Here is a 23,619-nt window from a genome sequence, read left to right as displayed (position 1 = left end):
GCCTTCCCCGGCACTCTGCACGGCGACAGAAAAACCTCACTAATACCCAGGCGGAGCCACACTCGAGCCGCCCGCCGGGCCCCCCGCACCGACCGGCTCCGGCAACGCGAGCAGGCGCGGGGAACCCCGCCCCCAGGGAAAGCCGTGGTGCAGCTGCAGGACCGGCGCCTCGGACCCGCCGGCCTGCACGGCCACGGCCGCCAGCACGTCCACAACCGGCTCCAGCTCCATGAACCGCCACCCCCACGCGGTGTGCGCCTGGTCCGCGGGCGGCCGGAAATCCAGAACCCCACGGTCCTCGGCCAGAGTGAAGGAGAACGTGTCGAAAGGCAGCCCCAGACCCAGTCCGCGCGCCTTGGAGTACGCCTCCTTCAGCGTCCACAGCCGCAACACCCTGCGGTCCCTGGCGCGGCCGGGGGCCGCCTCGGCCAGCCAGTCACGCTCCTCGGGAGCGAAAGTCTCCACGATAGCGTCGAGGCCCCGCTCAGCACGGTCGAGCCGTTCCACGTCCACCCCGACCCGATGCCGTCGCACCACACCCAGGAGGTTGTGGCTGTGCGAGTGGGAGAGGTTGAAGTCCAGCTCCGCACCGCCGCGCGGCAGTCCACCCGCGGGCTTCTGCAGAAACGGCCGCCCGCGCGAGGAGCGCCAGATGACCGCCTCGGCCTCGGGGATACCGGCCTCCAGCGCCAGCACACGCCGTACAAGCGCGTGGGCGACCACGTACTGGCGCCGGTCGCGCTCGAAGAGGAACCGTCCGGCGATCTCCTGCTCGTGCTCGTCGAACCACTGGGTGGCCAAGGTGGCGGCGATACCGGGCGCCAGGTCGTTGTTTGAGCAGAACCACAGCTTGACGGGCCGGAGTTCCGAGGCTCTCGTCCTCGTGAGCTCACCGGCAGGTGCGGAGGTGGTCACCGGCCCCGCTCCGCCGTCTTCTCCCGCGTCCTGTCCTTGTACCCGAGCCACAGCGGCCTGCGCAGGAACGCGGACGCGGGCAGCGACACCACGAGAGCTCTCCCCTCCGGCCGGTTCTCCAGCGCGGCCCAGTCCACCTCCACACCGGACAGCCACAGTTGCGCCAGTTGCTCGACGCGTCCGCCGCGCCACAGCGCGGCCAGGTAGTCCCGGGTCTCGGGCGCCGCGCCCAGGCCCAGCGGGTCGGCCCGGCTCGTGCGCAGGTCGGCGAAGCGCAGGGGGCCGTCGGTGGCCGCCGTCGCTGTGACCGCGGCCGGGTCGCGTACGAAATCCTCCAGTACGGCGACGAGCCCCGGGAGGTCCCGGACGGTGAGCGCGATCCGGCAGGGCAGCGCGGCCCGGCCGGCCCGCAGGGTCCGCGCCACCGACCCGAGGTCGACGGTCACGCCCTCGCTGCTGCAGTCGGCTTCGGTGTATCCGGCGCTCAGCCAGTCGGCCAGCCGCGCGGCGGTGGCGGCGAGATGACGCGGCGTCGGGGCGGACAACAGCACCAGCTCGTCCCGTTCCACGGTGTCGTCCCACGCGGGAGCCGGACCGGCCGGGCGGGCACCGGGCTCGCCCGGCTCGTTGTATTCCCGGGGCAGGAACTCCTCGATGACCGCACCGGCGTCGAGTACGCCCGCGCCGGACACCTCGACCTCGGCCCTGCGCGGCAGTTCACGCCCCTCCCCGTCCTGCGACCGCGGCCAGGACAGCGGCCCCGCCCCGTCCGGTCCGGGCGCCGTCGTGCCGTACCGCATCTGCAGGACGGCCCTGGTGAGGGCCGCGAATCCGGTGGCGGCCCCTGCCTCGCCCACCGAGCGGGCCGCGGAGTGCCGGCTCTCGTGCAGAGCACATCCGGTGGCCGCGCGGTCCCGTCCGGGAGGTCCGGCAAAGGAGTGGCCGGTCCAGGATTCGCACACCACGGCGTGTATCCGGTCGCCGTCGGCCAGCGCTCGGGCCAGCGGCTTGAGCAGCACGACTCCCACGCCTTCCCCGGCGCCGGCCCGCCCGCGGGAGGGGTGCAGCAGCAACTCGACCCCGCCGGCCAGGGCGGCCGTACACTCCCCGCGACGCAGTGCGCCGACGGCCAGGTGCAGGGCGACGAGAGCGGAGGAGTCCGCGGTGTCCACGGCCTGCCCCGGGCCGCGCAGGCCGAGCAGTCCGGCGAGACGGCCGGGCAGGCTCCAGTGGCCGCTCCTCGGCATCTCGCGGTGCCCCTCCGCCCACAACTCGGCGGCGAGCAGGCCGTAGTCGGCGGCACTTACCCCGACGAAGACCCCGACGTGGCGCGGCTCACCGTGCGGCCCGGTCAGGGCGTCCAGCCGGGTGCCGGTGCATCCGCCGTCCTCCAGCGCCTCCCACGCCGTCTCGACGAACAGCCGCTCCTGAGGGTCCGTCAGGGCAGCCTCGTGCTCGTCCAGTCCGAAGAACGCGGCGTCGAACTCGGCGGCGCTGTGGAGGAAATGACCTCGCTCGTCCGCGTGCAGCGGTGATCCGCAGGGTCTGCCGACCGGTGCGGCGGACGAGGTGTCCCGGCCTTCGCGTACGTTGCTCCAGAAGGCGTCCAGATCGGGGGCGTGCGGATAGCGACCGGCGATCCCGACGACGGCGATCCGGTCCTCGTCGGCGGATACGGCGCCGGGCGACGGAGCGGCTGGAGCGACAGGCGCCATCGGAGCGGTCAGATCTGCCGCATCTGCTGTCCCACCAACTGCCGTACCGTTGGGCCGGGTTCCCCTCTCGCCTGCCGGGGGTACGGTCTCCCTCGCCGCCAGGTCGGCGAGCAGCTGTGTGGCCTGCCCGCGGTTCAGGGTGCCCGCCTTGAACCGGGTCAGGATCTCCCGTTCGTTCAACGAGGTTTCTCCAGTTCAGACGCGCGGGGCAGCAGGGTGAGCGCTTCGTCGACGGACATACGGTCCTCTTCCACGGCGTCGAGCAGTGCCTCCAGCCCCATCGCGGCGGCGGGTTGGGGGAAGGCGGCCGGCCGGGCGACATCCGCGACATGCGCGGCGATGTGGCCGGCCACCCCCTCCAGATGCGGGTGGTTGTACAAGGTGACGGCTCGCTCGTGCGTGCCGTACTTACGGTTGATGACCGCCGCGAACTCCGCGCCGAGGATGGAGTCGATGCCGAGCAGAGGGAGAGGTACCGAGGTGTCGATGTCCCAGGGGTCGCAGCACAGGATCGAGCCGAGCTCGCCCCTCAGGTCGTCGAGGACCTCGCCCGCGGTGGAGGGCGGGGCGACGTCGGCGGCCGGTTCCCGCACCTGCGCGTGCGGCGTCGGCGGCCGGGAAACCGCCGCGCCCGGCGCGGCGTCCAGCTCACGCGTCACATGGCGGGCGAAGGCAGGCGGCGTCGGATGGTCGAAGAGCGCCGAGGGCTCGATCCTGGTCCCGTACATGGCGTTCACCGTCGCCACGAACTCCACGGTGAGTATCGAATCGAACCCCATCGACCGGAACGTCTGATACGGATCGATCCTCTCGGGTTTCAGCCGCAGCACCTCGGCCAGCGCACCAACGAGGGCGGTCAGGGTGTCCGCGGGCGGTGCGAGCTGCGCGGTCCCGGGTGAAGTCCGGAGATCACCGGTCATGGGTCGCTCCAAGGTTTCCGTCCCGGCCGGCCGGCAACGGAATGGTCGAAGGGCGTCGGCCGGCGTCCATCGCCACCTGCGGTGGGGTGAGGATGTCCGCGCTGGTCCGCAGGCGTGCCTGCCGTATGCCCGCCGCGCCGCGGGAGGGAGCCGCAGCCGCCCCGTGCGCCGGTTCGGCCTGCATTTCGCTCGGGTGGCCGACCGGCGGCGGACCGGCGTCCGCGGCCTGCTTCTGCGGCTGTTCGCCGGCGGCGGGGAGGTGCGTGCGGTACCGCTGCTCGTTCCCGGCCGGGACCAGGGGCGAGAGCAGCAGCTCCCACAACGCACCGACACGGCGGCGTAGTTCGGCGTACGGCATGCCGGTGCCCGCCAGAACCTCGATCCCGCACACGGCCGCGGCGACCAGCGTCTGCGCCGGCTCCGGGCATGCGTGGTCCCTGAGTTCGCCCGCGGTGCGGGCCTGGTCCAGCAGCTGCCACACCGCCGAGATCCACTCCTGGTGGAAATCGGTGACCGGCGGCTGCCTCCCGGTGCACTCGTTGGTGATCCGGAAGCTGGCGCGGATCACCGGATCCTCGTGGAGGACCCGGGCCAGCCAGTGCGTCATGTCGATGAGTGCCTGTACGGGCGGCACACCCGCGCGGCCGAGCTCGCCCACGAAGCCGGCCAGCATCGCGCGGGCCTGCTGCTGGACGGCGTCGGCCAGTCCGTCCTTGGAGGCGAAGTGGAAGTACAGCGCCCCCTTCGTCATCCCCGCGGCGCCTGCTATCTGCCCCAGCGTCGCGTTGGCATAGCCGTTGCGGTTGAACATCTCCGCCCCGGCATGGACCAGTCTCCGGCGTGTCCGCTCCGATCTCGCCTGCATCTCGGGTTCTCCCCTCTCCGTACCGAAACGCTGCCCACCGTCGCCGTCGCGGTCAGCCCACGCGGGTCAGACGCTCATTGCCGGTACCGGCCGCGTCCAGGGTCTGCTCGGGGCCGGCCATGAGGATCGAACGCTGCAACCGCCGCAGTGCGGCGGAGGGCTCCAAGCCCAACTCCCGCACCAGAGCCGCGCGCAGCCGCTGGTAGACGTGGAGAGCCTCGCTGCGACGGCCTGAGCGGTGCAGGGCCAGCATGAACTGGCCGTGCAGGTTCTCGTGTGTGCGGTAGCGGCTGACCAGCACGGTCAGTTCGCCGAGCAGCTCACGGTGCCTGCCAAGCCTCAGGTCGGCCTCGATGCGCTGGTCGAGCGCGCACAGCCTGGTCTCCTCCAGCCGCCTGATCTCCATGTCCAGCTGCGGTCCTGCCTGTACGTCAGCAAATGCGGAGCCGCTCCACAGTGCGAGCGAATCGCGCAACTGCCGGGCCGCGCCGGGAAAGTCGCCCGCGTCCATCGCCCGGTAACCCAGGCCTGCCAGCCGTTCGAACTCCCGGACGTCACTGGAGCCGCCGCCGCTGTTGAGGAGGTAGCCGCCGGGCGAGGTGATCAGCACATCCTTGGCGGTACGCGGCCTGTCGTCGGCCGGGGCGCTCTTCAGTGCCGTCGAGATCAGCTCGCGCAACTGCAGCACATAGGTCTGGAGGGTGGTGCGTGCGCTACGCGGCGGGTTCTCACCCCACAACTCCTCGGTCAGGGAGGCCACAGGGACGACCTGATCGGCGTGCAGCGCCAGCAGGGCCAGTACCTGCCGGGGCTTCGGTGCGGTCGGAGTGACCGAGATTCCGTTCTCCCTGACGGCCAACGCGCCCAACACATCGATATCCACGCCGTCTCCCCTGTTCGGTGTATGAGTCGTTGTCGTCCGAGGTCCCCCGACGGGTGTGGTTCTCGGTACAGCTACGAGTAAAAAACAGGGCGCGCGGTTTGTCAATACCAGACCGGTCGGGCTGTTTGTAATCCCTCACGACCAGATCGCGAGGGGACGGGACTCCAGCTCCCCAGCGATCCCCGTTGCATCCTGCGGCGCTACGGCAGGACGCAATAGCCCGCAGGGAGGGGAGAAACGGGCGATAACAAGGGAGTCAGCAGTACGCAGAGGGGAGGGAAGGTGAAACCCCCACCCACCCGCGAGTGGCACCAGAGAGGCCGCCAGGTGAGCTCGGCCCCTCCACGGGAGCCGCTTGAATCAGACGGGTTGGTCTGTTTTTTCTCGCAAAAAAACATCCTTGGACGGTTCCTCATCCGAGTTGACGGTGCGGGCGGAGCCGGCCGAGTCCACCTCGCCGAGGGCCGGTCCTGCCGCCAGCCGAGGCAGCATCAGCTCCCAGAAGCAGGTGATGCTCTGCTTCGAGAGCCATGACTTGTCCGTGCTTCCCAGCACCTCGAAACCCACCGTCGCCGCCACGATGGCGTGTGCCGCGCCCTGCGGCGACACGTCGTCGGCGAGCACGTCCTCCTGTTCAGCGGTCTTCAGCGTCTCCTCGACCCACTGCTGCCACTGCTGCCTCAAATTGAAGCTGCCCTCGCGCGCCACATCGCCGTACAGCTCGAACCCCGCCCGTACGACGACATCGTTCGCCAGCTGGTTCATCAGACCGTGCGTGGCATCGACCAGGTTCTGCAGGGCGCTGCTCCGCCCCCGGTCCGGAACGTCCCTGATGAGAAGGCGCATCGCCTCGCCGGCTTCCTCCTCGACCGCCTGCGCGAGCGCGTTCTTGCTCGTGAAGTGGAAGTGCAGGGCGCCGTTGCTCACCCCGGCCTGCCTGCTGATCGTCGTCAGCGAAGCCGGCGCGAACCCTTCCCTCGCGAATACCTCGGCAGCCGCCCGGATCAGCGTCCGCCGAGTGCGGGCCGCGCGCTCCTGTTTGACCATCACATGTCTCCTTGTTGCGGAGGGACACCTGGCGGTCGGTAATGGCTCGACCGACGCCACCCGCGTCCGGTTCGTTCTTACTGCGGGGGGTTGCCGTGCTTGCGGGACGGCAGGTCGGCGTGTTTGGTGCGGAGCATGGCGAGGGATGCGATCAGCACCTCGCGCGTCTCGGACGGGTCGATGACGTCGTCGACCAGGCCGCGCTCCGCGGCGTAGTACGGGTGCATCAGCTCGGCCTTGTACTCCTTGACCATGCGCACCCGCATGGCCTCGGGGTCCTCGGCGTCGGCGATCTGCCTGCGGAAGATGACATTGGCGGCACCTTCGGCGCCCATCACCGCGATCTCGTTGGTCGGCCAGGCGTAGGTGAGGTCGGCTCCGATGGACTGGGAGTCCATGACGATGTAGGCACCGCCGTACGCCTTGCGCAGGATCAGCGAGATCCTCGGCACCGTCGCGTTGCAGTACGCGTACAGCAGCTTCGCGCCGTGCCGGATGATTCCACCGTGCTCCTGGTCGACCCCGGGCAGGAAGCCGGGGACGTCCAGCAGGGTGATGATCGGGATATTGAAAGCATCGCACATCTGCACGAAGCGGGCGGCCTTCTCCGAGGCCTCGATGTCCAGGACACCGGCCAGGGACTGCGGCTGGTTGGCCACGATGCCGACCACCTGGCCGTTGAGACGGGCCAGGGCACAGATGATGTTGCGGGCCCAGCGTTCGTGGATCTCGAGGTAGTCGCCGTCGTCGACGAGCTCCTCGATCACCTTGTGCATGTCGTAGGGGCGGTTTCCGTCCGCCGGGACCAGGTCCAGCAGGACGTCGGACCGGCGGTCGGCGGGGTCCTCGGCGTGGGCGGTGGGCGGGTTCTCGCGGTTGTTGGAGGGGAGCATCGCCAGCAGGTAGCGGACCTCGGCGATGCAGGTCTCCTCGTCGTCGTACGCGAAGTGCGCGACGCCGGAGGTCTCGGCGTGCACGTCCGCGCCGCCGAGCCCGTTCTGGGTGATCTCCTCGCCGGTCACGGCCTTGACGACGTCGGGGCCGGTGATGAACATCTGTGAGGTCTCACGGACCATGAACACGAAGTCCGTCAGGGCGGGGCTGTAGGCCGCGCCGCCCGCGCACGGGCCGAGCATCACGCTGATCTGCGGGATGACACCGGAGGCGCGGGTGTTGCGCTGGAAGATGCCGCCGTAGCCGGCCAGCGCCGAGACGCCCTCCTGGATACGGGCGCCAGCGCCGTCGTTCAGCGACACCAGCGGCGCGCCCGCCGAGATCGCCATGTCCATGATCTTGTGGATCTTCGTGGCGTGAGCCTCGCCCAGCGCCCCGCCGAAGATCCGGAAGTCGTGCGCGTAGACAAACACCGTCCGGCCCTCCACCGTGCCCCACCCGGTGATGACACCGTCGGTGTACGGCTTCTTCGCCTCCAGGCCGAAACCACTCGCCCGGTGCCGGCGCAGCTGCTCGACCTCCCTGAACGAACCCTCGTCCAGCAACAACGCGATCCGCTCACGAGCGGTCAGCTTGCCCTTGGCATGCTGCGCCTGGGTCGCACGCTCACTCGGCCCGCGCCGGGCCTGCTCGCGGAGATCGTGCAGCTCCGCCACACGCCCACGCGCGTCGGTCGAACGCATGCCGCCCGAAGAAGAGGTCATCACCACTACGACAGTTCCCTTCCTTGTCGTCAGCGCGCCGCACGGAAGCGGAGAGTCCGCCACAGGCCGCGACTGCAAAGAGTAACAAACCGGAGATGCGGTTTGTAGATGTGGACTTCCAGGTACCGCTACATCGGCCTGAAGTCGCTACCGCAGCAAAACGCGACTAGTGCCAGCTGTGCGGCGCCCGGTACTCCGGCATACGGTCCCGGAGCCAGCTCTGCCCCTTCCCGAGGCGCCTCGCCACATCCTGCTTCTGGCGCGTTTCCGCTTCGGAGAGCAGCGAGAGCAACGTGACGGCGACCGCGGCCAGTTCCTCGTCGGTCGCCTGCCCGCGTTCCACGCGCAGCACCGTCTTCACGCTCATGAGATCGTCCATGCCAGCCTTCCTCGCCTTACGGCTACCGTCGGCGGCGCGGCTCAAGAGCCGCTCAGATCTGGCTTGAAAACCCGTCACGGGCCGGTCCTGAGCGCCCAGGGGCCCAGAACGCAGAACTCCGCAGCCCGGGCACCGGACTGCGGAGTCACTCCCCGCCCCTAGGGGCGGCAGGAGGGGTCAGACCTTCGCCACTCCCCCGGCCACCGGCGTCCGGAGCAGGACGGGCAGCGTGCGGTAGCCATTGATGATGAAGGAGCCCAGCCGCTCCAGGTCTTCGGCCGGAGCGGCGAGGGCCATCCCCGGGAAGCGCGCGAAGAGGGCGGGCAGCGCCACGGCCGCCTCGAGACGCGCAAGCGCGGCGCCCATGCAGTAGTGCACACCGTGCCCGAAGGCCAAATTGTCCCGCCGCCCGGCGCGCAGGACGTCGAACTCCTGGGCCTTGCTGCCGTGCAGCTCCGGATCCTGACCGGAGGCAGCGAAGGAGATCATGATCGGATCCCCCTTCCCGATCACGATGCCGTCCAACTCGATGTCCTCCACCGCGAAGCGCATCGGTACGTAGGCGACGGGGGCCTCGACACGCAGCGTCTCGTCGATCACCGTGCCCCAGCCGACTCGGCCGGCCCGCACCTCCGCCAGCTGGTCCGGGTGGCTGAGCAGCCTGCCGACGGCGTTCATGAGCAGGTTGGCCGAGGTCTCCAGCCCTGCGCCGATGACGATGTTGAGGGTGTCCAGCAGCTCCTTGTCGGTGAGCCCTTGGCCGTCCTCGTCGCGGGCCCCGATCAGCGCGGAGGTCAGGTCGTCGCCGGGCACGGCCCGCTTGGCGGCCACCAGTTGGTCCAGCGTCCGGCAGACCGCCGCCTGTGCCGCGTGGACCTCTTCGGCCGAGGTCGAGGTGCTCAGAGTCACCGCGATGGCGCGGCCCAACGGGCCCTTGGTCTCGTCGGGAACCCCGAACAGCTCGCAGATCGCCCGGATCGGAAGCGGGCCGGCGAACGTCTCGCGCAGATCGACGACCTGCCCGGCAGGCGTGGCAGCAAGGTCGCGCAGCAGCTCACCGGTGATTGCCTCGATGCGTGGCCGCTGGGCCTCGGTGCGCCGTGCGGTGAACGCCCCCGCCATCAGCCTGCGCAGCCGCGCATGTCGTTCGCCGTAGGCCGTCAGCATGTTCTCCGCCGAGACCCAGTGATAGAGCGGCCAGCTCTCGGTTATCCGTCCCTCGATGAACGCGGGCCAGTGCAGCCGGGCGTTCTTGGAAACCCGGGGGTCCATCAGCAGACGCTTGATCGCGCTGTGCCGGGTGACGGCCCAGGCCGTCACCCCGCCCGGCAGTTCCACCTTCGCCGCAGGAGCCTCGGCCCGCAGTCGTGCGGTCTCGCCGGCGAGGTCCCGCCCCGAGCCGTCCAGCGCGTACGGGCAGGCAGTCGCGGTCTGTTCCATCAGTGCACCCCGTTCTGGTGGTAATTACGACGACGCGTTCCAAACACACATGCACATATGCACGCAGAGGACCGGAGCCCCCTCCCCCCTCGGACGGATCGCCGCAGGTCGATCACCGGATCGGGACCAAATGGCCGGTCCGCGAGTACCTGACACCTGTCGCCCAGGGCCTACAGCTCAGGCCGGTACGGCCCCTTGCTCCTCCTCGCGCTGCTTCATGGCCGCCTCGTACACCTTCGCCCCCCGATTGACCGAGAAGTCCAGCTGGAGGAGTACCGCGGGCACCGTGATGGGTGTCATCAGGTTCCGGTAGAGGTCGGACATCCGTTCTTCCATGTCCTCGCGCCCGGTCATGATCTGTGACATCAGCTGGATTCCGGTGAATCCGCCGACGAACAGTTTGGCGGTGCTGTCCGTGTCGACGTGGGCAAGCAGTTCGCCCGCGGCCTTCGCCTCGTCGAAGAGATGCTTGCTGAGGTCCGTCCACTCCTGCAGCGGCACACGCCGGTCCAGGCCGTCCTTGGGTGATCCGAGGTCCACGGTCAGCCGCACGCTGCCGCGGAGCATCGGGTCCCGCTTGAGCAGATACGACAGCATCAAGGCCCGGTCCACGGCCTCCTGCAGCTTGTAGATCTGCTTCGGGATCGGCGGCACCGCGTCCACCTGCGCCGCGAGTACGCCCTGTGCGAGCTCCTCCTTGGACGCGAAGTGGAAGTAGAGGGCGCCCTTGGTCATGCCGGATCTCTGCAGGATCTCGGAGATCGTCGCCGCTTCGTAGCCGACCTCGTCGAACACGTCGGCCGCGGCCACAAGGATCGCCATCCGTGTCCGGATGGCTCGCTCCTGCCGTGTCACAGCACACCTCCGCATCGCGTCCCGCCGGCTGAGGGGACAGCAAAGAAACCGGCAGGTCCGTATCTTAATGGACCTCCACGCTCCGCGACCGGCTCGGAACGCCCAGGGCCGACGCGACTCACGTGAGGCGTCGTCCGCCGATCGTCGACGATACCGGAATAATCTTGAGAAGAAAACCTTCCGCCCGGTTTTAAATGGACCCTGATCGCATGGGTCGCCAGAGGCTTCCGACAGGGCCCTACGCCGCCCTGACGGGCAGTATCCGGAGGCCAATAGTCCGGCTGACGTGGAGCTCCTCCGCTCCGCGACTCTCCGGAAACTCTCCGAAGTGCCTTGAAAACAAAACCGGTTAGTACGTATCTTATGGCTCTGCGCGCTTCCCAACCTCACTCGACGTCCCTGCGGAGAAGTCCATGACCCTGCTGACGTTCCAGACGGAAGCCCCCACAAACATCGGGGCGAAGAAGAAGAGATCCGGCGCAATCCAGCCGGAAGACCTCTCCCGGCTCAGCCAGACGTCCGTCACCACCGGAGAGCTGACGGACCTGCTCTTCGACCGGGACGACCGGGCCCGGGTCCACGAGACCTGGCGCAAGCTCATATCGACCGAGGAGTTCTCCTACCGCCCAGGCCTGCTCCCGGCCGAGCGCACGAGCCTCTCCTACGACCGACTCCGGCTGCTCAACGGCGTCGTCGACTGCGCCGAGGAGCTGGCGTGCGATCCTCGCAGGCTCGCCAGCCTGCACGAGTGGACGGGAGTCGTCGACGGAGCGCTGGGCACCCTGGCCGGCATCCACTACAACCTCTTCATCGGCAGCCTGGTCGACCACAACTCCGGCAAGCGCCGCGACCTTTCGGACTTCACGTCACTTCGGCGTACAGGAACGTTCCTCTGTACTGAGCTGGGACACGGCAATGATGCCGCCGCACTCCAGACGACGGCCGAACTCGACAGCCTTACCGGGGAGTTCGTCCTCCACACGCCCAACCCCGAGGCACAGAAGTTCATGCCGAACACCAGCGTGATCGGCGGCCCCAAGAGCGCCGTGGTGGCGGCCCGCCTGCTGATCGGCGGTGAGGACCGGGGAGTCTTCCTCTTCCTGACCCCGCTCAGCGACCAGAACGGATACCTGCCCGGCATACGAATACGCACCCTGCCGGAACGCACCGGCAGCCCGGTCGACCACTGCCTCACCTCCTTCGACCATGTACGGCTGCCCAGGGAGGCTCTCCTGGAGGACGAGCACGGGCGCCTGGACGCGGACGGGGAGTTCAGCAGCAGTGTGGGCAACCCGCGCAAGCGTTTCCTGCACTCCATCGGCCGCGTCACCTCCGGCAAACTCTGCATGAGCGCCGCGGGCGTCGGAGTGACCCGGGCCGCACTGAGCATCGCGGTCCGCTACGCGCACCACCGGCGCATCAGCGGACCACGCACCGGCGAACGCGTACTGCTGACCGCCCATCGCAGCCATCACGGCAGGCTTCTCCACTCCCTCTCGACCGGCTACGCCATGACGTTCCTCCACCGCGCGGTGGTCGATCGCTGGACCGGGCACACCCCCGAGGACCAGGCGGAGGCCGAGCGCCTGGTGGCCATCGCGAAGGGCTGGATCACCTGGGAGGCCCGCTCGATCACCATCGAGTGCCGCGAACGGTGCGGCGCCCAGGGCCTGTTCCACGCCAACGGCATCGCCGAGTTCCCGCTCAACCTCGAGGGGGCGATCACCGCAGAGGGCGACAACCTCGCCGTCTGGGTGAAGGCCGCCGCCGAGATGGTCTTCGGACACCGGACGGACCGGCGCAGCTCGTTCGACGTACCTCTCGACGAACGGTCCCTGACCGACCTTCCCTTCCTGCGCAGCCTCCTTGCTGACATCGAGGGCATCTGGCAGACCAGGGCGCGTGCCGCCCTGCGGGTCGGGCCGGTGGGCGATCCGCTCGGCCGATGGAACGCCGCTTCGGCCGCAGCCCTGGAAATGGTCTCGGCGCACGCCCGCCTCCAGGCTGCCGACGCCTTCATCGAGGCGGCCGACCGGGCTCAGGACCCCGCGGCGCGCTCCCTGCTCGAGAATCTGTGCCGGCTGTTCCTCCTGCGGCAGCTCACCGAGCACACCGGCGACCTGCTCGCCGAGGACCATCTGGCGGTCCACCACATCCGCGGACTGCACGAGACCACCGACGCGATCATCGCCGAACTGGCGCCCCACATGATGACGCTCGTTGAGGCATTCGACCTGCCGGCCGAGTTCCTGACCGGCATCCCCATCGCCAACGGCGCCTATGTCGACCGCGTGGTCGACGACTTGGCCGTCGCAGAAAACCCCCTCGCGGCCTGAGCGCAGCCGGCCCCGGTGACGGCCACATCCGCTCACCGGCACCCCCAGGCCATCCCAGGAAGCCGCTCCCCCGGATCCGTTGGCGCCGTACCGCGCGGTCCACAAGGCACGCACCGTAGGCGCCCCGTGCCGCGCACACCCCCACAGCACTTCGACGGCAGTCATGACCAGCGTGGAGTCCCTCCGCGAGTACGCCGGCAGCCTCCGCACGCAGCTCCCGGACATTCTCCCGAAGCGGCACCTCCGGAAGCCCGGCGCGCTGCTACCCGCTCGCCCCCGCTCACCTGCCTCGTCCCGCTCTCCACGTACGACACGGCCCGCGCGGCATCCGCGAACCCGGCTGTGGGCGGCACACTCCACGCCCACAGCCGGGTTCACTCCCTGCGCGGTCGCATCACTGCCTCAAGAGTGATCCAGTAGCGGCGCTTGGCACCCTTGTCGCTGATGCCCATGTCCGCCAGGACACCACCGTTGGCGTCGATGCCGCGCGAACCACGCCTTCTGGCCGAAGGCCGAATGCTGTAGCCGATGTGCCCGCCGGCGTCGAGCAGAAAGGCGTTCAGGTAATGCCGCAGATCGACGGCTCCCGGATAGGTGTCGCCCTCGACGATCCACCAGTGGGTGGCGTGCACTCGCCCTTCTCCTACCGGGACCGCCCTGTCCGACTGGCGGCACAGTCGCTCGACCCACGCCGAGAAGCCTTGCGGGCCGTCCAGGTCGTCGTCAGAAGCCGGCGACAACACTCGCGCATCCCATGTGATCAGGCATTTTGCGTTGACCGGAGCCGCGAGCGGATGGCCAATGCCAGGAGGAGATTCTCCGCGGCCGACATGACTCTGCAGGAGTAAGGACGTGCAGCTCAGGAGCTTCCCGTTAGGTCTGAAATGATTAATTTCTCCCTAAGTGGGATGATTCAACTATGTGCGGGAGCCGCACGGAGAGCCCGTCCCACAGAGGTAGGTAGGCCACGACATGCCCAAGAACCCGAAGCCCTCCCACCCGTCCCACGGCGAAGGACCGAGCCGCCATCAGGGGACCGAGCAGCACGGCTGGGCACCGGACGTCGATGCGACCGAACAGCAGGAGAATCCGAGCGCCCGCCGCTCCTTCCACCCTGACGAGCACGCCCCCGACAGGGGCCCCGGCCGCAAGGAGTCCAAGGAGGAGAAGTCCGGCGTCCCCGGCGACACGGTCAAGAGCGACAGCAGGCGGGGCGAGGAGTACGGCAAGGAAGCCGAGGAGGGCATGCGCGACACGGGCCGCAAGGGCAGATCCCAGCGCCCCAGCGGCACGAAGGACGCCTCGGCCTCCACCGGTGTGGACCCGCAGGACCCTCCCTCCAAGCGCCGCCCCGGTTGACGTCCTTCCCTCCGCCGGGGACGCCCCGGCGGAGGGAAGGCCCTCAGGGACATGGGGCAGCATGGTGGTGCCAGTAACGGCAGGGCGGGTCAGATCCGCCAGGAGCGGATGCGATCGGCCGCGTCGTACGCATCGACCCGGCCCGACGCTATGTCACGGGCGAGGTCGATCAGCGTGCCGTACGGGGCATCGAGGCCTTCGCCGGCAGCATCCATGTACGAGATGACGATCGCCGCGCCGAACAAGGCATTGCGTGCCGGGAGGGGGCGAAGCCGAATGATGGAGTGCATCAGGGCGGCCGCGCGCCAGGCGTTGTCGACGGTTACGCCGACCCTGGGCGTGTTGACGCGGTGGCGCCCGACGGCGGCCACAAGGCTGGAGAAGTCGTGGACAGTGGGGTGCTTCGGCATGACCTCCGCCTGACGCTCCAGGAGCCAGCGGATGTCGATGTGGAGCTCCACAATCAGGCGGCCCGTCCCGGTGCGTCATCAGGGAAGGCCGCGTCGAAGGCATCGCTGTGTTCGGCGATGAAGGAGCGGAATACGTCCGCGGCACCTTCGAGGCGCGGGTCGCGGACCGCGTCGCGCGCGGCCTGCGTGATGAGCGCGGTCACTGTGGTGCTCTCTGCTTCGGCGCGCTCTTTGAGCAGTGCGTGCAGTTGGTCGTCGACTCTGATCGTCACTGACTTCGACATGCATCGACCGTACAGCAGGGCGTACAGCACGGGTACACCGCTGATCCGCCGACCGTACGCCGGCCCCTCACCGACTCCTGCTCCCGCTGGGCAACCGGACTTCGATCAACTGCGGCGACACCTGCTCCGCGGGTCACCCCGAATTCCCGCGGAGCGAAAAGAGAAACACTCAAGAACGAATGCATGGAGGGTCTTCCCCAGGGCACACGAGGTCCTGGAGGTTGATAACTATGGTTCCCCTGCTTCTCGTTCTTCTGCTCGCCCTGATTCTCTTCGGTGCCGGATTCGCATTGAAGGCCCTGTGGATCGTGGCGGTGATCGTGCTCGCCGTGTGGCTGCTCGGTTTCGTCATGCGCTCCGCCGGAACAGGAGGAAGTCGCGGCCGCTGGTACCGCTGGTAGCGGCACCAGCCCAGATTCGCCGGGCGGCCCCAGACATTCATGTCTGGGGCCGCCCGGCGCGCTGCATGTACTTCGCCGAATAGAGTCGCGGTGTGCACTGAGGAACGGACGCAGGCAGAAGGAATTCGTGTCCGGGAAATCTCCTGTCACGCGCAGGGACCCCCGCCTCGTCCGCCGCAGCAGGTTTCCCACGCATTCTCCGTTGCCGGAGCGTCCCCGCAAATGCCGGGATCGCGGCTCATCGACCAGCAGTCGCAAGATCGAGCAGATCAACCGAGGACGCCGACAAGGCTGACGAGCACTCCGACGAGGTCTCGGCGCCACTCAACCGGCCGTCGACACCGGGGGACGGCTCTTCGGGAAGCACGCCCCCGCGAGCCTCGACACCCACCCGTACGGCCGGTTCACGATGGGATCACTCACTGCCGGGGCCATGACGTGGCACCACCATGGCTGCGGTCGCTGTCGGCGAACTCGCCGCCCACGCAAAGATGGCCGCCCACCCCGTCCACCGCCAACTCGCCCACACCCGGCCTCGACGGCCGCCCCACCACCGGCAGGATCATCCCAGCACCCTCTCCATCCACCCCTTTCGCTCTACACTCTCGCGGCGGGAACCAGAGCTCTGTCGGCGGAATCTGCACTTCCGGCGATCTTTGTCGGCGTTACTGCTCGTGGGCTAGTCTGTGACGAATTTGCCGTCTCCAAGGACGGCGGATCGAAGCGTGGGACCGGGCTTTCGCGATCTGTTCCTGATGGGCACTTCGCACCTCCGTGTACTGCTCTCGTAGCGACCGAGTTCGAGTGAGGTTGAGATGGCTGACACGACCGGATCACGGGCTGCGCAGGGCAGCAGGACTGCGCGCGGCGCCGCCAAGGTCGGTGAGCTGGAACTGCGGCAGTTGCTGGCCGGACTGACCGCCGTCCGCGACGGAGATTTCGGCACCCGGCTGCCCGATGAGGCCGACGGCTTGCTCGGAGAGATCGCCACGGTCTTCAACGGCATGGTCGACCAACTCTCCCTGTTCACGTCCGAGGTGACCCGCGTGGCCCGTGAGGTGGGCACAGAGGGGACACTGGGCGGCCAGGCCGAGGTACCCGGTGTGTCCGGCACCTGGGCGGATCTCACCGACTCGGTGAACGCCATGGCAGGCAACCTCACCAATCAGGTACGTGACATCGCCCAAGTGGCCACTGCGGTGGCCAAGGGCGACCTGTCCCAGAAGATCGACGTCGATGCCCGCGGCGAGATCCTGGAGTTGAAGGAGACCGTCAATACGATGGTCGACCAACTCTCCGCGTTCGCCGACGAAGTCACCCGCATGGCACGCGAGGTCGGCAGCGAGGGCAGGCTCGGCGGGCAGGCACAGGTACCCGGCGTCGGTGGCGTCTGGCGGGACCTGACCGACTCGGTGAACTTCATGGCGGGCAACCTCACCAATCAGGTCCGCAACATCGCCCAAGTCACCACGGCGGTCGCCAAGGGCGACCTGTCCCAGAAGATCACCGTCGATGCCCGCGGCGAGATCCTCGAGCTGAAGAACACGATCAACACCATGGTCGACCAACTCTCCGCGTTCGCCGACGAAGTCACCCGCATGGCACGCGAGGTCGGCACAGAGGGCAGGCTCGGCGGGCAGGCGGACGTCAAGGGGGTCTCCGGCACCTGGCGGGACCTGACCGACTCGGTGAACTTCATGGCGGGCAACCTCACCAATCAGGTGCGCTCGATTGCCCAGGTGGCCACTGCGGTGGCCAAGGGCGACCTGTCCCAGAAGATCAACGTCACCGCGCGCGGCGAGATCCTCGAGCTGAAGAACACGATCAACACCATGGTCGACCAACTCTCCGCGTTCGCCGACGAAGTCACCCGCGTCGCACGCGAGGTCGGCACAGAGGGGAGGCTCGGCGGGCAGGCGGACGTCGAGGGGGTCTCCGGCACCTGGAAGGACCTGACCGAGTCCGTCAATGTGATGGGGGACAACCTCACGGCCCAGGTGCGTTCCATCGCTCAGGTCACGACCGCGGTGGCGCAGGGAGATCTGTCACAGAAGATCCGCGTTGACGCGCGGGGCGAGATCCTGGAGCTGAAGGACACCATCAACACGATGGTCGACCAGCTTTCCGCCTTTGCCGACGAAGTCACCCGTGTCGCACGCGAGGTCGGCACGGAGGGCAATCTTGGGGGCCAGGCGACCGTGCGCGGTGTGTCGGGCACCTGGAAGGACCTCACCGACAATGTCAACGTCATGGCCTCCAATCTGACGGGCCAGGTACGGTCCATCGCCCAGGTGGCCACTGCCGTAGCGCGCGGTGACCTGTCGCAGAAGATCACCGTTGAGGCCAAGGGCGAGGTGGCCGCGCTTGCCGGGGTGATCAACACCATGGTCGACACGTTGTCGGCGTTCGCGGACGAGGTCACCCGCGTCGCACGCGAGGTCGGCACAGAGGGCATCCTCGGCGGCCAGGCGCACGTCCCCAACGTGGCCGGGACCTGGAAGGACCTGACGGACAACGTCAACTCGATGGCGAACAACCTGACCGGCCAGGTACGCAACATCGCCCTGGTGACCACCGCCGTCGCCAATGGTGACCTGTCGAAGAAGATCGACGTCGACGCCCGCGGCGAAATCCTCGAACTCAAGACCACCATCAACACCATGGTCGACCAGCTGTCGTCCTTCGCGGCCGAAGTGACCCGCGTCGCCCGGGAGGTCGGCAGCGAGGGGCGGCTCGGGGGCCAGGCTGAGGTCGAGGGCGTTTCGGGTATGTGGAAGCGCCTCACGGAGAACGTCAACGAGCTGGCGGGCAACCTCACACGGCAGGTACGGGCCATCGCAGAGGTGACCAGCGCTGTAGCGGAGGGCGATCTGACCCGCTCCATCACGGTGGACGCCTCCGGCGAGGTCGCAGAACTCAAGGACAACATCAACTCGATGGTGGGGTCGCTGCGGGAAACGACCCGGGCCAATCATGAGCAGGACTGGCTGAAGACAAATCTGGCGCGCATCTCGGCGTTGATGCAGGGCCATCGCGACCTCGCGGTCGTGGCCGAGAACATCATGGATGAGCTGACCCCTCTGGTGGAGGCTCAGTACGGAGCCTTCTATCTCGCCGTCGACGGCGACCAGGGGGTGGAACTGACTCTTGTCGGCTCCTACGGCCGCCCCGCGGGATCCGCCGGGGACACCCGGTTCAAGCTGGGCGAATCCCTGGTCGGCCAAGCTGCGCGCAGCCGACGCGTCATCGCCACCGACAAAGTCCCGGGCAACTACGCCACCCTGTCGTCCGGTCTTGGCCGGACGACGCCAGGCAGCTTGATCGTGCTACCGATCCTCGTCGAGGACCAGGTCCTCGGTGTCATCGAGCTCGCCTCCTTCACCTCCTTCGCGCCCGTTCACCGCGACTTCCTCGAACGGCTCATGGGAACCGTGGGAGTCAACGTCAGCACCATCGTCGCCAACGCCCGCACCGATGAGCTGCTCGGCGAGTCGCAGCGCCTGGCGAGCGAGCTTCAGGCGCGCTCCGAGGAACTGCAGGTGCAGCAGGAGGAGTTGCAGAGGTCCAACGCCGAGCTGGAGGAGAAGGCCGCGCTGCTGGCCGCGCAGAACAGCGACATCGAGGCCAAGAACCTGGAGATCGAACAGGCCCGCGGGGAGTTGGAGGCCCGGGCTCAGCAGCTCTCCCTGGCTTCGAAGTACAAGTCGGAGTTCCTTGCCAACATGAGCCACGAGCTGCGGACCCCGTTGAACAGTCTCCTCATCCTCGCGCAGCTTCTGTCTCAGAACCCCACGCGAAACCTCACCCCCAAGCAGGTGGAGTACGCGGGCATCATCCACTCCGCCGGCTCCGATCTGCTGCAGTTGATCAACGACATCCTGGACCTGTCGAAGGTCGAGGCCGGCAAGATGGACATCAATCCGGAAAGAGTTCCGCTGCGCCGGCTCCTGGAGTATGTCGAGGCCACCTTCCAGCCGCTCACCACTCAAAAGAGCCTGGGCTTCACGATCACCATTGCCCCTGGAGCGCCGACCGAACTGCTCACCGACGACGCGCGGTTGCGTCAGGTATTGCGCAATCTGCTGTCCAACGCGGTCAAGTTCACCGAACGCGGCAGCGTCGAGCTTCGGATCGAGCCTGCTGCGGACAGCGAACTGCCGCAGACCATGCGCGGGGCCGGGCCCACCGTGGCGTTCCGCGTCAAGGACTCCGGAATCGGCATCGCCGAGCAGCAGCTGGAAACCATCTTCGGCGCCTTCCAGCAAGCAGACGGCACCACCAGCCGAAACTACGGCGGAACCGGGCTGGGCCTGTCCATCAGCAGGGAGATCGCCCATCTGCTCGGCGGTTCGGTCACCGCTGAGAGCGCGCTGAGCCAGGGAAGCACCTTCACCCTCTATCTGCCCGCATGGCGCGCGGACCTCGAAGACCGCGCCGCAGCGAAGCAGAGCGTCGAAATCGGCGGCAGTGAAACGGCTCCCGGCGGCACCCTTCGTCCCGCCGCTCCGCTCGCCCTTCAAGCGTTCCCGCGTCAGCGACGCCTTCTGGTGATCGAGGATCGACCTCGTGGCCTCATGACACTGGTCGCCGAAAGCACCGTCGCCGAGTTCACCGACAGCCGCGACCTGACCGACCCGCGTGCCTCGGTGGAAGTCATCAGCGCCCTCGGCGCTCAGGAAGCGGCCTCCGCGCTCGCCGCGGAATCCTGCCACTGCGTCGTGCTGGACCTCGACATGCCCGACGGCGAGGCACTCCGATTCCTGGACGCCATGGACGGCGACGCGGGTCTGCGCAGCGTTCCCGTCCTGGCCCACAACAACCGTCGCCTGGATCCGACACACGAACGGAAACTGCAGAGCCGCGCCGAGATCAAACCACTGGAGCTGCTCTCCAGCCTGGACGAACTCCGGGAACGCATCGCACTGCACCTCTCCGCCGAACAGCCGGGCGACGTCCTGCCACTCATGCGACCCGAGGAAGCCGCACCCGCGTCGCCCCGCGACACCGACGAAACCCTGACCGGGCGTACCGTGCTGGTCGTCGATGACGACGCCCGTAACCTGTACGCCCTCAGCGGCATCCTGGAACTCCACGGCATCAACGTTCTGCACGCCGAGAACGGCCGCAAGGGCATCGACACCCTCTCCGAGAACCCCGGGATCGACCTGATCCTCATGGACGTGATGATGCCGGAGATGGACGGCTATACCGCCACTGCCGAGATCCGGCGGATGCCTGCCCACCGCGCTCTGCCCATCATCGCGGTGACGGCCAAAGCCATGCCTGGAGACCGCGAGAAGTGCCTGGCCGCGGGAGCCAGCGACTACGTCACCAAACCATTGGACGCCGACGACCTCATCGCGTGCGTCCGCCGCTGGGTGAACGCGTAGCCGACCCCCGCCCCTGTCACATTTCGTGCGTCAACCATCCGTTGAGGAGCAGCAGTACGGTGAACACCGCCCAGCCGTCCGAAGAGCCCGTCCGGGATGACGGGCAGCTGGGAGTTGCCTCCGACAGCCAGTACCCCGGCGGCAACAGCGTGCCCGAGTTCTACCGGTCGGAAGACGGCACCAAGGACGAGGTGGGCTCCGGGGGTTCCCCGATCCCGGAGCGCGCACCGGCTGGGGCCACCGGTGACTCAGCCGGCGCATCGGCGGTCGGCCGCCTGGCCGCGACGGTGGAACGCCTCCGCCGTGAAGTCCAAGCAGCCCATGCCGCGGCTGACGGCCGCGCCTTGATCGAGCTCGCCAAAGGCGTCCTGATAGAGCGGTTCCACTGCGGCCCGACCGAGGCAGCCGGGCACCTCGCCGGGCTGTCCGAACAAGCGGGCATGTCGCAGCTGGAGCTGGCTGCCAACATCATCAATCAGTCCGCACACGACAGTTTCACCGAAGCGGCCCGGGAGTTTGTTTCTCGGACCACCAGTGCCGGTGAGAGGTCCGACGGGGCGAGCCGCTCTGTCGCGGTGCGGCTGCGCGCGGCCGAGAGCGGCGCGCTGGCCGCGGACGACACGCAGGCCGTGGCCGAGTCCCTGTTGCAGCACGCACTCACTCCGCTGGGTGCCACCGCGGTCGCCATCTGGGCCGCAGGACATGACGCGTCTCTCACGCTCGCCGGCAACGCCGGGTTCGCCACGGAAGAAAGCGGGCGCTGGCGTTACGTACCGCCCGGTGTGGAGACCGTGGCGCGCCGGGCGCTGACCGAACGCCGGACCGTGTGGTTCGAGGCACTCGCCGATGCGGGCCTTCCGTCCATCGGCGACCATCAGGCATCCGGTGGCGGTCGAGTGGCCGTACCAGCAGGCACCGGCGGCCGGATCATCGGAGTCCTGGAAATCTGCTGGCCCCACCGCCTTACGCCGCAGCCTCCTCAGATCCAGCGTCAGGTGGAAGCCCTCGCTGAACTCTGCGCCCACACACTGGAAACGCACTCATCGGCGGCCGTTGGTTCCCCAGGCGCACCCAACGCGCTGAAACGAGACCTCGCCGAACTGGTCGACCTCGTCGACGGCCTCTACGACCCCGCTTTGGTGCTACTGCCCCACCTGGACGCCGACGGGCACCTCACCGACTTCCGCATCCATCACACGAACCGCCACTTCGTCGATCCGGCAGGGCGACCGCGTAGCGCCGTCAGCGGAGCAATGCTTCTGGAGGCCTACCCCACGGCCGCCGGCGGGAGTGAACTGTTCGACAAGGTGGAGCGGGTGCATGCCACCGGTGAACCTTTCCACACTCAGCGGATGACGCTCACCGCGCTGGTCGATCAAGTGCCGCTCGAAGCTGTCGCCGATATCAGTATCAGCAGACATGGCGGCGCCGTACTGCTCATCTGGCGGATAGAGGACGAAGCGGGCCGCCTCGCCAGCCTGTTGCAGCACGCCCAGCGCCTGGGCCGCATCGGTGGTTTCGAGGAGAACACCACAACCGGCAATATCACCTGGAACAATCAGCTGCACAGCCTCCACGGCCTGCCACCCACCGCCGCACCCATCCCCTTGGAGCAGCTGCCCGCGCACGCCCACCCCGACGACGCCGTCGCCATAGGCCGCTTTCTGCGCACCCTGCTTCAGCGCCGGAGACCCGCTTCCACCGCCTTCCGACTGCAACGCCCCGACGGCGTCACGCGGCACGTCCGCGTCGTCGCGGAGCCGGTTCTCGACGCGGACGCCCGGCTGCTGGCTGTACGAGGTGCCTTCCAGGACATCTCCTCGCAGCACTGGACCGAAGTGGCACTGGCGGCGACACGCGACCAACTCGCCCACACAGAACAGGAGTCGGCCGAGCGCAACCGCCTGGCCCTGCAACTCCAGCACGCCATCATGCCGCCGGCCCGGGGCCCGCTCGACGCACCTGGGCTCAGCATCGGAGTCCGCTACCGGCCCGCGGAGACCGAGCACCTGGTCGGCGGCGACTGGTACGACGCGTTCGTCCTGCCGTCCAAGCAGGTCCTCGTATGCGTCGGGGACATCGCGGGCCACGGCATCGAGGCTGCGACCAGCATGATCGTCCTCCGCAACGCCCTGCGTGGCCTGGCTGTCACCGGCGCGGGCCCCGCACAGCTCCTGACCTGGCTCAACATCGTGGCTCACCACCTGACCGAACCGGTCACCGCCACTGCGGTCTGCGGTCTTTACGATCCCAGCAGCCGCATCCTGCGCTGGGCCCGCGCCGGTCACCTGCCGCCCGTCCTGGTGAGCGAGCGGCAGACCACGAAACTGCCGCTGATCCGCGGCATGCTGCTCGGCGCTGTCGCACAGGCGGATTACGAGGAAGGCGAGGTACGACTGGAGGAGGGCGACACGTTGCTGATGTACACCGACGGGCTCGTCGAGAGGAAGGACTCCTCACTCCAGGACTCACTCCAGCATCTGATCGCCACCGCGAGCATTCCCTCCCAGTCACTGGAACAACGACTGGACCGGCTACTCACTCACAGCCGGGCCGACACCGACGACGACACCTGCGTCGTCGGCCTGCAGGTGGAGTGAAGGGGGTACCACCGTGCGGCTGGGGCCGGCGTACTGATAGGGAACTCCGGCGGTCGGCTCACGACGGCCGGGAGTACGACCGCGATCACCGGATCCGGCCTCTGGGTACCGCCGCGACCTCGACGGGTACAGTCATCGCGCCCTCGGTCGGTGGTTCGCTGC

Annotated in this window: 19 protein-coding genes; 5 read left to right on the top strand and 14 right to left on the bottom strand. The window is 68.3% G+C overall.

Annotated elements, in window-relative coordinates; translation table 11 throughout:
• Positions 1 to 39: 39 nt before the first annotated feature.
• From OG966_RS37945 to OG966_RS37900, 10 genes are all read right to left on the bottom strand, one after another.
• The gene (locus tag OG966_RS37945) at positions 40 to 915 is read right to left on the bottom strand and encodes a 4'-phosphopantetheinyl transferase family protein (protein ID WP_326654650.1); all 876 of its coding nucleotides are present in this window, start codon (positions 913 to 915) and stop codon (positions 40 to 42) included.
• Positions 912 to 2,810: a beta-ketoacyl [acyl carrier protein] synthase domain-containing protein gene (locus OG966_RS37940; protein WP_326654648.1), complete on the bottom strand. Its 1,899-nt coding sequence runs from the start codon at positions 2,808 to 2,810 to the stop codon at positions 912 to 914. The genes OG966_RS37945 and OG966_RS37940 overlap by 4 nt, the downstream gene beginning before the upstream one ends.
• Complete coding sequence (locus tag OG966_RS37935; RefSeq protein ID WP_326654647.1) at positions 2,807 to 3,550, bottom strand: acyl carrier protein; 744 nt, start codon at positions 3,548 to 3,550, stop codon at positions 2,807 to 2,809. The genes OG966_RS37940 and OG966_RS37935 overlap by 4 nt, the downstream gene beginning before the upstream one ends.
• Positions 3,540 to 4,415, bottom strand: coding sequence for a ScbR family autoregulator-binding transcription factor (locus OG966_RS37930; protein WP_326654646.1), 876 nt, complete (start codon positions 4,413 to 4,415; stop codon positions 3,540 to 3,542). Before OG966_RS37930 ends, OG966_RS37935 begins: the two co-directional genes overlap by 11 nt.
• 52 nt (positions 4,416 to 4,467) lie before the next feature.
• Positions 4,468 to 5,298, bottom strand: a complete 831-nt coding sequence (locus OG966_RS37925; protein ID WP_326654645.1) for an AfsR/SARP family transcriptional regulator — start codon at positions 5,296 to 5,298, stop codon at positions 4,468 to 4,470.
• A gap of 360 nt (positions 5,299 to 5,658) precedes the next feature.
• Complete coding sequence (locus OG966_RS37920; RefSeq protein WP_326654644.1) at positions 5,659 to 6,345, bottom strand: ScbR family autoregulator-binding transcription factor; 687 nt, start codon at positions 6,343 to 6,345, stop codon at positions 5,659 to 5,661.
• A 77-nt stretch (positions 6,346 to 6,422) separates the two neighbouring features.
• Positions 6,423 to 8,003, bottom strand: coding sequence for an acyl-CoA carboxylase subunit beta (locus OG966_RS37915; protein WP_326654642.1), 1,581 nt, complete (start codon positions 8,001 to 8,003; stop codon positions 6,423 to 6,425).
• A gap of 166 nt (positions 8,004 to 8,169) precedes the next feature.
• Positions 8,170 to 8,382, bottom strand: coding sequence for an acyl-CoA carboxylase subunit epsilon (locus OG966_RS37910; protein WP_326654640.1), 213 nt, complete (start codon positions 8,380 to 8,382; stop codon positions 8,170 to 8,172).
• A 177-nt stretch (positions 8,383 to 8,559) separates the two neighbouring features.
• Positions 8,560 to 9,822, bottom strand: a complete 1,263-nt coding sequence (locus OG966_RS37905; protein ID WP_326654638.1) for a cytochrome P450 family protein — start codon at positions 9,820 to 9,822, stop codon at positions 8,560 to 8,562.
• 177 nt (positions 9,823 to 9,999) lie between these two features.
• The gene (locus OG966_RS37900) at positions 10,000 to 10,677 is read right to left on the bottom strand and encodes a ScbR family autoregulator-binding transcription factor (RefSeq protein ID WP_326654637.1); all 678 of its coding nucleotides are present in this window, start codon (positions 10,675 to 10,677) and stop codon (positions 10,000 to 10,002) included.
• A gap of 413 nt (positions 10,678 to 11,090) precedes the next feature.
• On the opposite strand from OG966_RS37900, the gene OG966_RS37895 reads away from it, so the two are divergent.
• Positions 11,091 to 13,013 carry an acyl-CoA dehydrogenase family protein gene (locus OG966_RS37895; protein WP_326654636.1) on the top strand — a complete coding sequence of 641 codons (1,923 nt, stop codon included), beginning with the start codon at positions 11,091 to 11,093 and terminating at the stop codon, positions 13,011 to 13,013.
• Between the two features lie 374 nt (positions 13,014 to 13,387).
• Here OG966_RS37895 and OG966_RS37890 read toward each other — a convergent pair whose 3' ends face one another.
• Positions 13,388 to 13,645: a GNAT family N-acetyltransferase gene (locus OG966_RS37890; protein WP_326654635.1), complete on the bottom strand. Its 258-nt coding sequence runs from the start codon at positions 13,643 to 13,645 to the stop codon at positions 13,388 to 13,390.
• A 340-nt stretch (positions 13,646 to 13,985) separates the two neighbouring features.
• Between OG966_RS37890 and OG966_RS37885 the strand changes: the two genes are divergently transcribed.
• On the top strand, positions 13,986 to 14,372 hold the full coding sequence (locus OG966_RS37885; RefSeq protein ID WP_326654634.1) for a hypothetical protein: 387 nt from the start codon (positions 13,986 to 13,988) through the stop codon (positions 14,370 to 14,372).
• An 89-nt stretch (positions 14,373 to 14,461) separates the two neighbouring features.
• On the opposite strand, the gene OG966_RS37880 is transcribed toward OG966_RS37885, so the two are convergent.
• Positions 14,462 to 14,782, bottom strand: a complete 321-nt coding sequence (locus tag OG966_RS37880; RefSeq protein WP_389185507.1) for a toxin Doc — start codon at positions 14,780 to 14,782, stop codon at positions 14,462 to 14,464.
• 53 nt (positions 14,783 to 14,835) lie between these two features.
• Entirely contained in the window at positions 14,836 to 15,066 is a 231-nt protein-coding gene (locus OG966_RS37875; protein ID WP_326654633.1) for a hypothetical protein, read from the bottom strand.
• A 230-nt stretch (positions 15,067 to 15,296) separates the two neighbouring features.
• Between OG966_RS37875 and OG966_RS37870 the strand changes: the two genes are divergently transcribed.
• Positions 15,297 to 15,467, top strand: coding sequence for a hydrophobic protein (locus OG966_RS37870; RefSeq protein WP_326654632.1), 171 nt, complete (start codon positions 15,297 to 15,299; stop codon positions 15,465 to 15,467).
• A gap of 419 nt (positions 15,468 to 15,886) precedes the next feature.
• Here the strand turns inward: OG966_RS37870 and OG966_RS37865 are convergent, their stop codons facing one another.
• Positions 15,887 to 16,033, bottom strand: a complete 147-nt coding sequence (locus tag OG966_RS37865) for a hypothetical protein (protein ID WP_326654631.1) — start codon at positions 16,031 to 16,033, stop codon at positions 15,887 to 15,889.
• A gap of 249 nt (positions 16,034 to 16,282) precedes the next feature.
• Between OG966_RS37865 and OG966_RS37860 the strand changes: the two genes are divergently transcribed.
• Together OG966_RS37860 and OG966_RS37855 are read left to right on the top strand one after the other, a co-directional pair.
• The gene (locus OG966_RS37860) at positions 16,283 to 20,857 is read left to right on the top strand and encodes a hybrid sensor histidine kinase/response regulator (RefSeq protein ID WP_326654630.1); all 4,575 of its coding nucleotides are present in this window, start codon (positions 16,283 to 16,285) and stop codon (positions 20,855 to 20,857) included.
• A gap of 59 nt (positions 20,858 to 20,916) precedes the next feature.
• Positions 20,917 to 23,457, top strand: a complete 2,541-nt coding sequence (locus OG966_RS37855) for a SpoIIE family protein phosphatase (RefSeq protein WP_406730286.1) — start codon at positions 20,917 to 20,919, stop codon at positions 23,455 to 23,457.
• Positions 23,458 to 23,619: the final 162 nt, after the last annotated feature.

This window comes from Streptomyces sp. NBC_01750, from assembly GCF_035918095.1.
Lineage (GTDB): Bacteria > Actinomycetota > Actinomycetes > Streptomycetales > Streptomycetaceae > Streptomyces.
The sequence above is the reverse complement of the archived record's forward strand: the minus strand, read 5'-3'. Positions and strand labels throughout refer to the sequence as shown.